This window comes from Breznakia sp. PFB1-19, from assembly GCF_029893935.1.
GTDB lineage: Bacteria > Bacillota_I > Bacilli_A > Erysipelotrichales > Erysipelotrichaceae > Breznakia > Breznakia blatticola.
The window spans coordinates 22,615-37,625 of record NZ_JARXXJ010000002.1 but is presented as its reverse complement, the minus strand read 5'-3'; the positions used below and the strand labels follow the sequence as shown (position 1 = coordinate 37,625).

Below are 15,011 nucleotides of genomic sequence, written 5' to 3'. Positions count from 1 at the left end.
AAAGTATATCGACCTTTCCTTAAAACTCTCTTAAATTTCATGTGAATATTTGTTCACAAAAAAAGGCCATACATTGCTGCATGACCATCTATTTATGATTTTGGTTTGTGAAGTTTAGTTATATCAATTCCTTCAAGTTCTAATAAAAATGTCTTGATGTGAAGACCACCAGTATATCCTACTAAATTATCCTTTGTTCCAATAATACGATGACATGGAACAATGATTGGTATTGGATTTTTACCTAATGCATTACCGACTGCCTGACTGGACATCCGTTTGATATTCCGTCGTTTTGCTAGTATTTTTGCAAGATCACCATATGTTGCTACACTTCCATATTTCACATCTAACAATACATCCCATACCTCTTTTTGAAAAGCAGTTCCATGTAGTTGTATATGCAAAGCATCAATCGATGGATTCTCTTTACGAAAGTACGCATCTAACCAAGCTCTTGTTTTTTGAAAAATGGGAAGCGTTTCTTGATATTCAAATTGGTTTAGTATATCTGTTGCATCTACCATACGATCTAACCCGATTAAAGCTTGTCCATCACTTATCATTCTGTAAATTCCAAGAGGACTTTCATAATTTGCACAATACATACAACGATCTCCTTACATCTTATAATAGATGTTTTCTTAATGTTTCTCCATCTTGTTCATGTAACAGTCCAGGAGCAATATCAAAGACAGTTTTACATCCATATACGCCATCTTTGTGTAAACGATATGCAGCTCTTGCATAAGCAACAAGTACACTTGCTGTAAATTCTGGGTTTGAATCTAACTCTAGTTTATATTCAATTAATTGATGTGTATCTAAATTCATTCCGGTTTTCCCACTTCTAAACACTACTCCACCATGAGGAATTCCTGCATGATCACGTTGTAATTCTTCCATTGAGATAAAATGAACCGTTGTATCATAATCAGCAAAGTAGTTTGGCATATTTACAATTGCATCTTCAATTTGTTTTGCATCTGCCCCATCTTCTATAACCACATAACATTCACGTGTATGTTTTTGTCTTGTATCTAATACAGGGTCTTCATTATTACGTACACTAGCTAAAGCAGCTTCTACTGGGATTGTATATTGTCTAGCATCTACAACACCTTCAATACGACGAATCGCATCAGAATGCCCTTGACTCACTCCCTTACCCCAGAAAGTGTAATCATTTCCGTATGGTAATACTGCTTGCCCATATAAACGTTGCACAGAGAACAACCCTGGATCCCATCCAACAGAAATAATACTTACCGTTTTCTCGATTTGACTAGCTGCATCAACATTCGCAAAATGTTCTGGGATACGAGCATGTGTATCAAAACTATCAATTACATTAAAATGCTTTGCAAATGCAGGCGTTTGATCTAATAGATCATTTGCACTTCCTCCACACATCACCATTACATCAATTTCATCTTTCATGTTAAATGCATCATCTAATGCATATACTTTCGTATCACTTTGTACAACTAGATCCCTTGGATTTCTTCTTGTGAAAATTCCAATCAATTCCATATCCTTACTGTTAATAACAGCACTCTCTACACCTTTTCCAAGGTTTCCATATCCAACGATACCAATTTTTATCATATAAACACGCCTCCTATTTTTGTTTATTTTACCATTTTTTATTAGTGAGCACTATGTAACATTTTATTTTTTATATTTATACAATCCTACTATATGCTATTATTAATGTAATCAGAGGGCTACAAATGGGAAAAATTATTGATTATTTGATTGTTATTGGTTTACTTGTTTTAACAGTTATTTTGTACATGATGCCTATGTGGGCATACCATAAATATAAGAAACGAAAACCTAAAGAAAAGGATATTTCACGTTATACAGCAACCATCACGGATATGACATATTATCAAAGTGTAGCTATCACAAAATATGGCGAAAGATATACTTATACATACGATGTTACTTTTGCATTCAACCATACAACAAGAACTTTTAGTGTTCCTTCATTCTTATATTCATCACTTAAAATCGGTGATACAGGTATTCTTTCCTATACAAAACATGGTGAAATACTTGGCTTTGGTGATAAATATAAAGAGTTCATTAATGTAGATCCTGAACTATAAATTCACACGATTGAGTTTATAGTTTTTTATTACGTAAAAGAAAAAACATCCGAAGATGATTTTCTTATTATACTTAGTCTTTATCCACTGCTAGTTGTAGCACAACTTTGGTGACAATCATCATCAACGCACCTGCAATAAGTAAGCCAAACCCGGCACCACTGATAAATTCTCTTACATGTGAAGTTGGAATGATCCAACCTAGACCCAACCCAATCAAACCGATACCACTCATAATCATCGCTTTCTTATTTACTTGTGCAGCTTTACTTTCTTTTTTCATTGTGTTTAACATTTTCACATCTCCTTTTACCAATTCATCTAAGGTGAGTCCATAGATATCACTAATGCTTACAAGACTGTATATATCAGGATAACTCTTTCCTGTTTCCCAACTTGAAATGGTCTGTCTTGATACATTCAAACGATTTGCTAGTTCTTCTTGTGAAAGTTTCATCATTTTTCTTTGTTCTTGTAGCTTCTTTGATATTTCCATGTCATCTCCTAGTCTTATGATAAAAGTCATCTATTCCATTTTCTATCAAATCCCTTTTACATGCAAGAGATGTAAACCCTTTTTGACAAAAAAATAATGTAAATTTAAAAGAACTCCACATTAAATGAAGAGTTCGTTATTTTTTCGATCTGAACATACAGGCTCAAGTCTTTTACCAAGTTGCTCTAACAATACTGAATCCAGACCTCGTGCATCTTCTGGGCAAACTTCAATACATCGCATGCAATTAATACATGTGCAATAATTTGTTGTACTTGGCTTATTTGTTGGAATTGCGGCAACTGGACATACTCTAGCACAAATCCCACACGAAATACACGTACTATCTGTCAATGGTTTAAACGCCCCACCAATAAACTCTTTATATGGATAATTTCCAGGCAATGTAACTGTTGAAATTTCATATGGATTTGCCAGTTTTTCTTTAAGTTGTTTGGCATACGTTTGCAATTGTTGTATATCATTCATATCTGGTCTACCAGTTGCAAATTGATGCACAATATTATGCTCTGTAATAGCCGCAATTGCACCTACACATACAAACCCTTTACTTGTTAGTGTATCTGCTAATTCTTTTAGTGCATCTTCATATGCACGATTTCCATATGAAGCAACTATGATTACTTTTGTTTGATTTCCAGTAAATTGTTTAATTCTTTCAATCGCTACACCAGGTACACGCCCACCGTATACTGGTACACCAATGATACATACATCATCTTCTGAAAATGTATATTCATATCGATCGTTTGTTCGACATAAATCAATGGTTGTGTATTCACCAAATTCATTGGCAATACAACTCACTACTTTTTTTGTACGATTGGTTGGACTAAAATAAATCGCATATTTTTTCATATTCCCTTTTCCCTCTTTTCTCAACATAAACTATGTTGCATAATGATTTCCCACAACTTATGCAGTTATGAACAAATATAAGTAAAATAAGCATACCAGAACAAGTATTGTAATTCCTATTTTCTTAAGTGTTTTCATCTGTTATTTCTCCTTGTATACAAATTCAATTTGATACTCTTTATATACTTCGTTTTCTTTAATAAAGTTTTTCAACAATGTTTCTGCATTTGTTTTCGCACTTTTGAATAACCCTTTTTCAATTGCACTTTTCTCTGCATTTTCTTTCATTGTTTTTCTTGCTTCACTTGTATCCTCAAGTGTTATTTTCTTAAAAATGCTTTCATCTTCCACATATACTTTTAATGAATCTTCAACGATTTCATTACTTAGTATCTTCACTTCAGGCATTTCAATCGTAATCAGTTGTTCATCTTGATCCACCTTTGGTTTGATTTGTTCGAAATTGAAACCAGCTTTGATAATTACATCATAACTATATACATGCGTTGATTTTGTTAGTGGAATTTCAACTCCAAACAATTCTCTAGCATCTTCTGTATGGTTGACTTCTGTTGCATAGGCTTCTTGTGTAGCAAGTTCACCAATATTATCAAAACTAAGTTTTGTTGTTTTGCTTTCCGTTGTAAATGAAGTTTTTGAACCAATGGTAAATCCAATGATTACTAATACTACCACGATGAGCACTTTGACTAACATCTTCAAACCAAAAATGCTACGCTTGTGCCCTTTATTTGTTTTTTCCATTGTTACCTCCAATACGATCTAACCTTACTTGAATATTATACACATATTATATCTGTTTGTAATTGTTAATTGGATTATCAATTCTATAGCATACGCACTAACTTACTCTATGCTAAACCATAAGTTTAGTTTATCAACTAGATTTCCTTCACTATTTCGTTCGTATATATAACATGTGCTATACTTTATATAGATTCATTTAAGGAGAATGTCCAATATATCCGGGGTTCATGATAATCTTATCAACTCATATACAGTCGATATTGAAAACAAACAAACAACTCACTCTATATACATCAAACGCTATCGAAGAAGTACATGAAATATTTGAAGGATACTATACACATGCTTTCAAAAACGTATTGTATTCCAATATTATTTTTCATACTACGGAATATCCCATGAAAACATGTATTGAATGTAATTTAGAAGCAATAAAAAAAGATAAAAGTCATGAATGACCTGTATCTTATAATTCCTTAAATGAAGTTCAAACAAAATTCAAAAAAGAAAAGCTGAAAACTTTAGAAATTGGTTGCTCTTTGGGCTTATATGGTTAGGTTTTTGCTAAAGGAATGATGATCAAAAAGGAGTATCAAATGTTTAAAATAACTGTAGACAACTTGTGCTGGATCAATAACAACGAAGATGATCCAAAGGATTTATGTGCACATGGTAAAGTAAATGTAAAAATTGGTTCAGAAGCATTTGAATACAATTGTACAGCAAGTGCTTCAGCATTATATTTATTACGCACATTAACGGAAGACCACATAATAAACGACTGGAATCAACTGTTACCTTGTTGCGGCTTTTCCATGTTTCCTAACGTGGATAAATCTACCGTTCATATCATAGGTTGTCCAAACGGTATCGATTGGAACGTAACTCGACAAAACAATACAATGCACTTACAAACATCATCAAATAAAACAACAATTGTTCCTTTTGATGAATATGCAAAGGAAGTAATTAACTTTGCAAATCGCATAGAAGCATTTTATGAAGAATGTTCGCCAAAAAGTTTGCCTAATGACTATTATGACAAACTAGGATATCTTACTTTTTGGAATGAGTGGAAACTTCGTAAAGAAAAATTCATGAATAACAATACTCGTATACGCAGGAAAATCATATTTGATGGTAATAATTTTGATACACTTGAAGAGTTTTATGATGAAATGGATGCTGTCTTAACTAAAAACCTCAGTTGGAAAACAGGACACAATTTTGCCGCATTTAACGATTTGCTTTGTGGTGGTTTTGGGGTCCATGAATATGGAGAACCAATTCTTATTGAGTGGTGTAATTTCTCAAAAAGTATGAATGACTTTTCTTATCCTGCCACAATTGCTTACTACAGGAAACTATTATTACAATGTCATCCTTCAAATATACCTTATATTGAAGAAAAACTAAATCTTGCAATAAATCGACAAGGAGAAACCTTGTTAGATACAATAGTCACAATTATAATGAATAACAATGATTATGGACATGACTGTCTACTACAAACAATCGAATAGTAATTACAAGTAGAAACCAGAACTGTAAATACTAGCATAAAGAAAAGGTACCTTGCGGTACCTTTTCTGCTTCATAACATTTGATTTTTGGGATAATATTAACGTTTTGAGAATTGTGGTGCACGACGAGCTGCTTTAAGTCCGTATTTTTTACGTTCTTTCATACGAGGGTCACGTGTTAAGAACCCTTCAGCTTTTAATCCTGCACGGTAGTCAATAGATACTTCTAGTAAAGCACGTGCAATACCATGACGCATTGCTCCAGCTTGTCCAGTGTATCCTCCACCTTTAACATTGATTTTTACATCGAATTGAGAAAGTGTGTCAGTTGTTTCTAATGGTGAACGAACCACCATTCTTAAAGTTTCTAGTGGTAAGTATTCTTCTAATGTTTTACCATTAACAACAATATTACCAGTTCCCGGAGTCAAGAAGACGCGGGCTACAGAACTTTTTCTACGTCCAGTTCCGTTGTAAGATACATTTTTCTTAGTTGCCATCTCTTATTTCCTCCTTAACCTTTAATTTTCATTTCTACTGGTTGTTGTGCAGCATGTGGATGAGTGCTTCCTTTGTACACGAATAAGTGACGACGTTGTACGTCTCCTAAACGAGTGTGAGGTAACATACCGTGAATAGCTTTTTCAACCCATTCAACTGTATATTTAGCTTTCATTTCTTTTGCTGTACGTGTTCTCAATCCTCCTGGATACATTGAGTGTGAATAATATTTTTTATCATTCATCTTGTTTCCAGTCATCACAATTTGATCTGCGTTAATTACGATTACGAAGTCTCCACAGTCAACATTTGGTGTAAATGTTGGTTTGTTTTTTCCACGTAATACTGCTGCTACTTCAGTAGCAAGACGTCCCATAGTCATTCCTGCACCGTCAACTACATACCAAGTACGTGTTACATCAGCAGGCTTCAAAAATGTTGTTTGTCGCATGTTTAATACTTCCTTTCATTGTAGTTTCCGGGGCTACAATGGCTTTCATGCCATGTTTTATTGTAAGACAAAAGGTTGCGCTTTGCAACCTTTTTATTCACAATTTATCAGTGTTTGTCGTTTTTTAGTCATCTTTAGATAATATCAATTTTTCCTTTGTATGCTTCCATGTATTTTTTGTTTGCTTCATCACCACGATCTACGTTTCCACTAACCCAAATTGGTGGATCCATTCCAGCATCCGCTAACTTCACAATACATTCAGCAACGATTCCATTTAGTAAACTCATTCCTACAACAGTACTTGTTGAACCAAAGTGCTCGCTTACACGTGTATCACTTAGTGCAGCATCTCCACAGACACCACATAAATCCAACACTGTATCACTAACATCTTTGAGAAGTTTCTTACTGCTATGCCTACTTGTTACATTATTTGCATAGTGTAAACTAGTGACACCGATTACATGCATACCTAACTTCTTTGCTTCAATTGCCATATCTACACCGGCTGCATTTCTACCAGAAACAGACACGATAACCATCGTATCATGTTTTGTAGTATACATACTTTCTAATACACCACCTACAAAACCTTCTGTTCGCTCCATCAATTGCGATAAACGTGCTTTTGGGTAGATATTAAACTGTGGAATCTTAATCGCGTTAATTGGAACAAGACCACCTGTTCGAAAACAAAGTTCTTCACCAAACATCTGTGAATGTCCACAACCAAAGACATGAATGATACCATCATTCAAAATCGTATTTGCAAATTGACTTGCACATGCATCAATAATCTCTTCTTGTTGTAACGCCGTTTCTAATTGTGCTTTTACTACATCGACATATTCTCTAATTTTTTCCATATGACCACCTTCAACTTTAGATTAACGTAAAAAGTTGATTGTGTCTATAACTTCCATACCAAGTGCATCTAAATGTGCCTTTGCTTGGTTATAGTAATATTCATTTTCTAATTGACGATTGTTATGCGCATCAAAACCAATAATCGCTTTATTTCCTACTTCAGCAGCAATCTGCCAAAAATCAGGATGTGGATATTGTTGTTGATGTGTAATATGACTTACCTCAGCTCCTGCTAAGTTATACTCTAATGGAATATCCATTTCCTTACATGCTTCGCAAATTTCTCTAGAAATCTTCTTAGTGAATGCATCAAAATGTTTACGCCCTCGCATAAATAAATCAGGGTGTGCTAGATAACTATAGATACCTGTTTTTAATGCCTTGATCGTATCTTGCTTATATAGTTCAAGCATTGCATCATCATCACATACATGTCCATAGTAAGGACCTTTTTCATCATCCCCATGGAAATGATTTCCTAAGATGACATAGTCAATTTCTTCTTTCTTTATAAAATCGATAAACCAGTCCATGAACTTTGGAAAATACTCAACTTCTAATCCAAGTTTGATTGATATTTGATCTTTATACTTTTCTTTAAGTGCTAGAATACTTTGTTTGTATCCTGCAAATTCATCTAGAAACATCCGAATGTTGCTTCCTTTATAGGTACTTGGTGCATAATTCCAAGGGGTGTGATCAGAAAATCCAAGTTCTTGAATTCCTGCTTTGATCGCACTTAAGACAAATGCTTCATCTGAACCACTTGCGTGTTTACAACGTTCGGTATGTGTATGATAGTTATTCTTTGTCATACTCTACCTCCATTAAATATAGCCCTTGCGGCTCTGCTTTATATTTACAAGCATGCTTGCTTTTGGCTTCTAACATTTCTTGCACACTTGCTAAGCTTTCTTTCCCTTTACCAACCATCAGTACCGTTTGTACCATCATGCGTACCATGTATCGCAAAAACGAGTCACCGCGTACGATGAATTGAAACACACTACCTTCTTGCTTCACATCAAAATGATAGATCGTACGTGTACGATCTTTATCTGGATGAATCTTCGTTGATGTAAAACTTGTAAAATCATGCGTACCAATAAATAACTGGCATGCCTTTTGCATCATCTCTACATCCAAAGGATGATAATCCACTCCCATATATGCACGAATAAATGGATCTTTCGCATCTTGACTTAATACATACATATACGTTTTTGCTGTTGCATCAAAGCGTGCATGAAATGTATCCTCTACAATTTCCACATTTTGAATTCGAATACTTTTATCAAGTTGAGCATTTAGTGCTTCTATCATTCTTTCACATGTAATATCTAATATTGAATCAAAGTGAAATACTTGTCCTTTTGCATGTACTCTTGCATCCGTTCTTCCACTTCCAACAATGGACACTTTATAACCATGCATAGTTTCTAGAACCTTTTCAATGGCTTCTTCGATACTATCTCCACGGTTCTGTGTTTGCCAACCAATATATGGACTTCCATCATAAGCTACAGTTACTTTATACCTCATAAAAGAATTGCAACTCCAATAAGTGCACCAACTACAGCTGCAGAAAATAGCATACTGAAGATATCAAAACCACGTAATTTCAATACTTTATAGCGTGTTCGTTTATTCTCAGGAGAATATCCTCTTGCTTCCATTGCATAAGCTAAATCTTCTGCTCTTTGAAAAGCAGAGATAAATAGTGGAACAATAAGTGAAAGAATACTGCGAATTTTCTCCATCAATTTTCCTTCTTCGAAATCCACTCCACGACTTGCTTGTGCTTTCATAATACGTTGTGTTTCCTCAATCAGTGTTGGAATAAAACGCAATGCAATTGAAATCATCATCGCAATAATATGACTTGGTAAACCAATCTTTTGGAATGGGGATAGTAAGTCTTCAATTCCTAAAGTTAGATCCAATGGTTTTGTAGTTGCTGTCAGTAGTGTTGTAATACTAATCATTAATAATAAACGAATAACAATATATAAAGTTTGAAATATCGCTTCATCATAAATACTGAACCAGCCTAAATCAATTAGCATTGTTCCACGTTTAATTACCAACATGTTAATCACAAATAAAAAGATCATCATAAACATCATTGGTTTCATCGCTTTAAAAATATATGGTAATCCAATTTTTGAAACCAATACAACAATAAATACAATGGCGATCAATACTGCATAACCGACATAGCCTGCTGGAATAAATATCGCAACTAGCAAACATAGCATACAAATGATCTTCGCTCGAGGATCCATATTGTGGATTTTAGAATCCAAAGGAAGATATCGTCCAAGTACCATATTACTCATGATCAAATTCTCCTTTTAAGCTTTGTACAAGTGTAGGTAAATCAAATGCATCTTCATCAAAGGCAAATCCACGAGCCTCTAGTTGTCGTTTGAATTCCACAATGTGTGGAGGTTGTACATCCAGTGAATCAATCGTTGAATCTTTGAAAAAATTCTTCACGTCACTTACAAGTTCCACTTCACCTTTTTTTAATAAAATAACTTCATCACAGTAATTTAGTACGTGTTCCATATCATGTGTAACCATAATAATCGTTTTCCCAAAATCTGTATTTAACTTCTTGAATAAATCCATCATTTCTTTGGCACCCTGAGGGTCAAGACCTGCAGCAGGTTCATCCAAAACCAAAACATCTGGATCAAATGCGAGAATTCCAGCAATTGCTACACGACGTTTTTGCCCACCTGATAAATCAAATGGAGAACGTTCTAAATAACTTGCATCTAAACCTACAAGTTCTAATACATAACGTGCTCTTTCTTTTGCTTCTTTTTCTTCAATCCCAAAATTTTTAGGACCAAATGCAACATCTGTCTCAATCGTTTCCTCAAACAATTGATATTCAGGAAATTGAAATACCAATCCGACTTGACGCCGTAATTGTTTTAGATTTTTAATTTTCTCTCCTGCTTTGATTACGAAGTCATTTACACGAACTTCTCCATCTGTTGGTAAAAGCAATGCATTTAAATGTTGCACCAATGTACTTTTTCCACTTCCCGTCTCACCAATAATCGCAGTAAAACTTCCATCTGCAATTTCTAAATTAATATTTTTTAATGCTGCTGAAGGAAATGGTGTTTTTTCATTATATGTATGATTTAGATTTTTGAATGTAATTGACATAACTGTTCCACCACTCCTTCAATGCTTACTTGGGTATCCATTTCAATACCAATTTCTTTTAGTTCTTTTTGCACTTTATAGACAAAAGGAATATCAAGTTCTAAAGCAACTAACTCATCTTCATGCTGTAAGATTTCTGCAGGTGTTCCACTCATCTTTACATGTCCATGTTCAAGAACGATGACTTTATCACTACGTAATACTTCCTCCATATCGTGTGTAATCGAAATGACGGTTAGATTTTCTTCTTCATGTAATTTATTAATTAGTTCATGAATTTCTTTTTTCCCACGTGGATCAAGCATACTTGCTGCTTCATCAAGAATAATCACTTTTAAATCCATTGCCAGTACACCAGCAATTGCAACTCTTTGTTTTTGCCCACCAGATAAACTTGTAGGTTCACGGTCTAGAAAATCATACATACCAACAACTTTTGAAAACTTGTCGATAATTGCTTGCATGTTTTCTTGTGGTACTTGTTTATTTTCTAAACCAAAGGCAATATCATCCGCTACTGTTGAACCGATAAATTGATTATCTGGATTTTGAAAGACCACACCAATCAACGAACGAATGGCATATAAGTTTTCTTCATTAAGTTCCATTCCGTCAATTTCAATGGAACCGCTCGATTTCTCGAGTAAACCAATGAGTAATTTTGCAATGGTACTCTTTCCACTTCCATTGTGACCGATAATTGATGTATAACTTCCTGCTTCCACTGTAAAGTTTACACCTTTGATTGTTTCTTCATGTTCATCGTAACTGAAATGTAAATCTTCTACTTTAATCATGCCATCATTCCTTTCTCAAAATTAAACTAATTATACTACTTTTCCTGTCATGACACAATGTATATTCACTTGTCAAAACGGCCAAAAAAAAGCAGTGAAAATTCACTACTTCTTACAAATCCATCCTTCGTATACACCATCATGTGCTTTTGCTAAGTTTGCAAGGTAGAACACTTTTGCACTGATGTCATCATGGTCCATTTTTGAAATGTGCAGAACTAATAATTCATTCTCTTTTTCTCCACCTGTAATCACATATCCTTCTGAGATTACGATGTTTTTGAACTCTTCTAAATCAATTGGTTTTGCAAATTGCACCATATGTTGAATTGGATATTCGTCTGTTGGTTGCAAGTCGGCAATTGTTGCAAACATCTCATCGTTCTTTTTTGTCAGTTCAATTAGATCTGCTTCTGTTAAATGTGGGTAAGCATTTGAAACAAATCCTGTTTCTTCTTTGTCAGTAACTACAGGTTCAAATCCTTGCTCTTCAACTGAACGTAAGATTTTTTCTTTGCTATCATCTAGTTCTTTAATTTTCTTTTCATCGTCTTTTGATAATTTATATACAGCTACAGCAGCTGCTGCCGTTAGTGCTGCAAGTAATCCTAATGTTTTCTTCATAGTTATCCTCCATAAATAGATATGTACATTATAGCACAGAGTGTTTCCATCTGTCTTTCATCAAAATACAAGTTTTTTACTTACTGCAATTCCATCACCAATATCATAGAAAGTTGTTTCAAAATCTTTACGTTCAAGTAAGTAATCATGAAACTTTAAGATCTTACGCACCAACTGTCTTGTGTTACGATTTTTAATATGTTCTATATCGTGTACCATCCCATGGAATTCCAAGTTATCACTAATCATGACTCCATTTACTTTTACATTTCTTTCATAACGTTCAAAGAACTTAATGTATTGCGCTTTCGCAGCATCAATAAAGATCAAATCATAGCTCTGATCCGTTTCAAAGAATAGTGCATCTTCATGAAATAAGTGGATACGATTTTCTAAGTTACATGCTTTTATATTTGCTTGCGCAATTTGATACCGTGCTTCATCACGTTCAACTGTATCAATAGTAACATTTGGATCACTTATCGCCATTTGGATAGCTGAGTAACCAATTGCACTTCCTAATTCTAGTATACGTTTTACCTTATGTTCTTGAATATATGCACTAAGGAATTCGATTCCTTCTTTTTGCATTATTGGAACTTGATGTAAAGAAGCATACGATTCCATTTCGAGTAACTTAGATTTCACGTTTTGTTCCATATGTCCACATCCTTAATAGTTCCTCATAGGATACGACTTGTCCTTCATATCCGTGTAAGACATGATTACTTGCTACTTTATCGTACTCTTTTGTAAGCGGTAGAACTGTATAATCATAACGTTCATCCAAAATATTGTTTTGGTTACCATGGAAATCGATAACTAGTGGTTTTACATCTTCATTTTTAACTGATATATCATCCGTTTTTCCATCTTTTACAATATCAAAGGTTGCATAACTTCCAACAATGTTTTTCGTATCAAGCATACCACCTAAAAAATTTCCCAGGGAATAAATCACATATGTTTTATGTCCATCTTTTCCATCTACCCACGTGTCTGGTTGTACAACATGTGGATGCGTTCCAATGACGACATCAACACCTGCATCTGCAAATACTTGTGCATAGTGTTGTTGCATATCATTTAGTTCAAATGCGTTTTCATCTCCCCAGTGTGCAGAGACAATCACAACATCGCTAACTTCTTTAGCTTTTGCGACATCACTTGCAATACGTTCATCACCAAAGTAATTTACTTCATATGCATTTTCAGGAATAATTCCATTGGTTCCGTATGTATATGCTAGAAATGAGAAAGTGATTCCTTTTTGTTTAAATGTCGCTATTTCGTTTTTACGTTCTTCACTATCATTGATTCCTGCAACTGTGAGATTTTTTTCAAAATCAAATGTTTGCAATGCATTGATAATCCCTTGGCTTGAACGGTCCAAACTATGATTACTTGCTAAGTTCACTAAATCAAATCCAGTAGTCGCTAAATCTGATGCTACTTCTTTTGGTGAGTTGAAGTTTGGATATCCTGAAATTCCTAATTCTTCACCACCAACGATGGTCTCTTGATTGATGAAAGCAACATCTGCTCCTTGAATCTGTTTTTCAAAGTTTTTATAAAATGGACGATAATCATAATTACGTCCTGATGTTTCCCCGTAGGTTTTTGCTTCTGCATTAATGGTATCATGAAGTAAATTATCACCAACTGCAAAAAAGGAAACAGTTGTGTCTTTTACTTCTTCTTTTTTTGTTGTATCTTTTGTATCTTCTTTTGCAGGAGAACTACATGCAACTAAAAACAAACATAGTAATGCAATCTTAAGTTTTTTCATTATCGTGCCTCCAATGCATGATACTCATCTAGCGTTAATCCATCGGCATATAATTCCTTCGCTAGTTTTTTACCAACATAGCGGAAATGCCAACTTTCTGCACCATATCCTGTAAGATCTACTTTATCTTTTGGATAACGCAGTATAAAGCCATAATCCTTCATCGTTTCGACAATCCATTCATAATCTTCAAACGTATCAAGTTCATTGAAAGGAAATTCACTAACACTAATATCAATAGCTAATCCACCATTATGTTCACTATGACCGGGTCTAGCATAATATGTATCTGCATATTCTTGACCTTTTTCATTCAACCAATAATTATATAAATTCTTTTGGTAGTCATAACTGCGATATGATGCGATAGAAACAATATCATACCCTTTCTTTTCCTTTGCATAACTAGCAAAAGCTTCATAATCAGCTGCTGCTTCTTTGCGAAGTTGTTGCTTATCCATTGTCGAACAAGAGTAATCGACTCCTTGTTGGCAAACCGATGTAATATCAACTAAGTCACTTGGAATATATCCTTCAGCTAAACCATAATGTTTGCTGATTAGTACATCCAAGCTTTCATCATCGATGATTTGGATATTCTCATAAGCTTCTTCATCCATATCTAAATTAACAGCCAAAACAATATCTTTCATCGTTTTCTCAGTATTTGCATCTGTATATGCTTTATAACGTGTAATACGTTCTTCATCTAAATTATCTAGTTTTAATAATGCAGTAATTTCTTTATCACTAAATCCTGCAACAATTAAATCATTGACATGATCTGTACTTTTTATATTTAATGCACAATACGATTTTATATAGTCTTTATTGAAATCATCATGCAACATTTTTTGGACGGTTCTTTGGTTTTTACAATCATCTTCAACATAGTCTAGTACACCATATTCTTTTAATGTATTTTTTTCTTCATTTGATAAGATGGCTTCGCAACCAACATCTTTACAACCAACTAACATGAAGATTGCACATAATGTAAGTATCTTTTTCAT

19 protein-coding genes are annotated in these 15,011 nt (G+C 34.1%); 2 read left to right on the top strand and 17 right to left on the bottom strand.

Annotation, left to right across the window (positions count from 1 at the left end):
- Positions 1 to 92: 92 nt before the first annotated feature.
- Together M2098_RS01570 and M2098_RS01565 are read right to left on the bottom strand one after the other, a co-directional pair.
- Positions 93 to 608, bottom strand: a complete 516-nt coding sequence (locus M2098_RS01570) for a methylated-DNA--[protein]-cysteine S-methyltransferase (RefSeq protein ID WP_280681127.1) — start codon at positions 606 to 608, stop codon at positions 93 to 95.
- Between the two features lie 19 nt (positions 609 to 627).
- Positions 628 to 1,608 carry a diaminopimelate dehydrogenase gene (locus M2098_RS01565; RefSeq protein ID WP_134168504.1) on the bottom strand — a complete coding sequence of 327 codons (981 nt, stop codon included), beginning with the start codon at positions 1,606 to 1,608 and terminating at the stop codon, positions 628 to 630.
- Positions 1,609 to 1,733: 125 nt separating this feature from the next.
- Between M2098_RS01565 and M2098_RS01560 the strand changes: the two genes are divergently transcribed.
- Positions 1,734 to 2,114, top strand: a complete 381-nt coding sequence (locus tag M2098_RS01560) for a hypothetical protein (protein WP_280681125.1) — start codon at positions 1,734 to 1,736, stop codon at positions 2,112 to 2,114.
- Between the two features lie 73 nt (positions 2,115 to 2,187).
- On the opposite strand, the gene M2098_RS01555 is transcribed toward M2098_RS01560, so the two are convergent.
- The 3 genes from M2098_RS01555 to M2098_RS01545 all read right to left on the bottom strand — a co-directional run bounded on the left by M2098_RS01555 (position 2,188) and on the right by M2098_RS01545 (position 4,254).
- Complete coding sequence (locus tag M2098_RS01555) at positions 2,188 to 2,610, bottom strand: helix-turn-helix transcriptional regulator (RefSeq protein WP_280681124.1); 423 nt, start codon at positions 2,608 to 2,610, stop codon at positions 2,188 to 2,190.
- Between the two features lie 120 nt (positions 2,611 to 2,730).
- Positions 2,731 to 3,489, bottom strand: a complete 759-nt coding sequence (locus M2098_RS01550) for an EFR1 family ferrodoxin (protein WP_280681123.1) — start codon at positions 3,487 to 3,489, stop codon at positions 2,731 to 2,733.
- A gap of 141 nt (positions 3,490 to 3,630) precedes the next feature.
- Positions 3,631 to 4,254, bottom strand: a complete 624-nt coding sequence (locus M2098_RS01545) for a DUF4230 domain-containing protein (RefSeq protein ID WP_280681121.1) — start codon at positions 4,252 to 4,254, stop codon at positions 3,631 to 3,633.
- 599 nt (positions 4,255 to 4,853) lie between these two features.
- Here M2098_RS01545 and M2098_RS01540 point away from each other — a divergent pair.
- On the top strand, positions 4,854 to 5,780 hold the full coding sequence (locus M2098_RS01540; RefSeq protein WP_280681119.1) for a hypothetical protein: 927 nt from the start codon (positions 4,854 to 4,856) through the stop codon (positions 5,778 to 5,780).
- Positions 5,781 to 5,878: 98 nt separating this feature from the next.
- Here M2098_RS01540 and rpsI read toward each other — a convergent pair whose 3' ends face one another.
- From rpsI to M2098_RS01480, 12 genes are all read right to left on the bottom strand, one after another.
- On the bottom strand, positions 5,879 to 6,280 hold the full coding sequence (gene rpsI, locus M2098_RS01535) for a 30S ribosomal protein S9 (RefSeq protein ID WP_067425920.1): 402 nt from the start codon (positions 6,278 to 6,280) through the stop codon (positions 5,879 to 5,881).
- 14 nt (positions 6,281 to 6,294) lie between these two features.
- A complete protein-coding gene (gene rplM, locus M2098_RS01530) occupies positions 6,295 to 6,732 on the bottom strand; it encodes a 50S ribosomal protein L13 (protein ID WP_067425918.1) in 438 nt (145 codons plus the stop codon).
- 134 nt (positions 6,733 to 6,866) lie between these two features.
- A complete protein-coding gene (locus M2098_RS01525) occupies positions 6,867 to 7,601 on the bottom strand; it encodes an SIS domain-containing protein (RefSeq protein ID WP_280681115.1) in 735 nt (244 codons plus the stop codon).
- Positions 7,602 to 7,622: 21 nt separating this feature from the next.
- Positions 7,623 to 8,417 carry a histidinol-phosphatase gene (locus tag M2098_RS01520; protein ID WP_280681113.1) on the bottom strand — a complete coding sequence of 265 codons (795 nt, stop codon included), beginning with the start codon at positions 8,415 to 8,417 and terminating at the stop codon, positions 7,623 to 7,625.
- Positions 8,404 to 9,144, bottom strand: a complete 741-nt coding sequence (gene truA, locus M2098_RS01515) for a tRNA pseudouridine(38-40) synthase TruA (RefSeq protein ID WP_280681111.1) — start codon at positions 9,142 to 9,144, stop codon at positions 8,404 to 8,406. The genes M2098_RS01520 and truA overlap by 14 nt, the downstream gene beginning before the upstream one ends.
- Positions 9,141 to 9,941, bottom strand: coding sequence for an energy-coupling factor transporter transmembrane component T (locus M2098_RS01510; protein ID WP_280681110.1), 801 nt, complete (start codon positions 9,939 to 9,941; stop codon positions 9,141 to 9,143). The genes truA and M2098_RS01510 overlap by 4 nt, the downstream gene beginning before the upstream one ends.
- The gene (locus tag M2098_RS01505; RefSeq protein ID WP_280681109.1) at positions 9,934 to 10,788 is read right to left on the bottom strand and encodes an energy-coupling factor transporter ATPase; all 855 of its coding nucleotides are present in this window, start codon (positions 10,786 to 10,788) and stop codon (positions 9,934 to 9,936) included. The genes M2098_RS01510 and M2098_RS01505 overlap by 8 nt, the downstream gene beginning before the upstream one ends.
- Positions 10,764 to 11,585: an energy-coupling factor transporter ATPase gene (locus tag M2098_RS01500; protein ID WP_280681108.1), complete on the bottom strand. Its 822-nt coding sequence runs from the start codon at positions 11,583 to 11,585 to the stop codon at positions 10,764 to 10,766. The genes M2098_RS01505 and M2098_RS01500 overlap by 25 nt, the downstream gene beginning before the upstream one ends.
- A gap of 105 nt (positions 11,586 to 11,690) precedes the next feature.
- Complete coding sequence (locus M2098_RS01495; RefSeq protein ID WP_134168481.1) at positions 11,691 to 12,209, bottom strand: ribonuclease E inhibitor RraB; 519 nt, start codon at positions 12,207 to 12,209, stop codon at positions 11,691 to 11,693.
- 60 nt (positions 12,210 to 12,269) lie between these two features.
- Complete coding sequence (locus M2098_RS01490; RefSeq protein WP_280681106.1) at positions 12,270 to 12,869, bottom strand: O-methyltransferase; 600 nt, start codon at positions 12,867 to 12,869, stop codon at positions 12,270 to 12,272.
- Positions 12,847 to 13,998 (bottom strand): CapA family protein, encoded by a 1,152-nt coding sequence (locus M2098_RS01485; protein WP_280681104.1) that lies wholly within the window; start codon positions 13,996 to 13,998, stop codon positions 12,847 to 12,849. Before M2098_RS01485 ends, M2098_RS01490 begins: the two co-directional genes overlap by 23 nt.
- The gene (locus M2098_RS01480) at positions 13,998 to 15,011 is read right to left on the bottom strand and encodes a M15 family metallopeptidase (RefSeq protein ID WP_280681102.1); all 1,014 of its coding nucleotides are present in this window, start codon (positions 15,009 to 15,011) and stop codon (positions 13,998 to 14,000) included. The genes M2098_RS01485 and M2098_RS01480 overlap by 1 nt, the downstream gene beginning before the upstream one ends.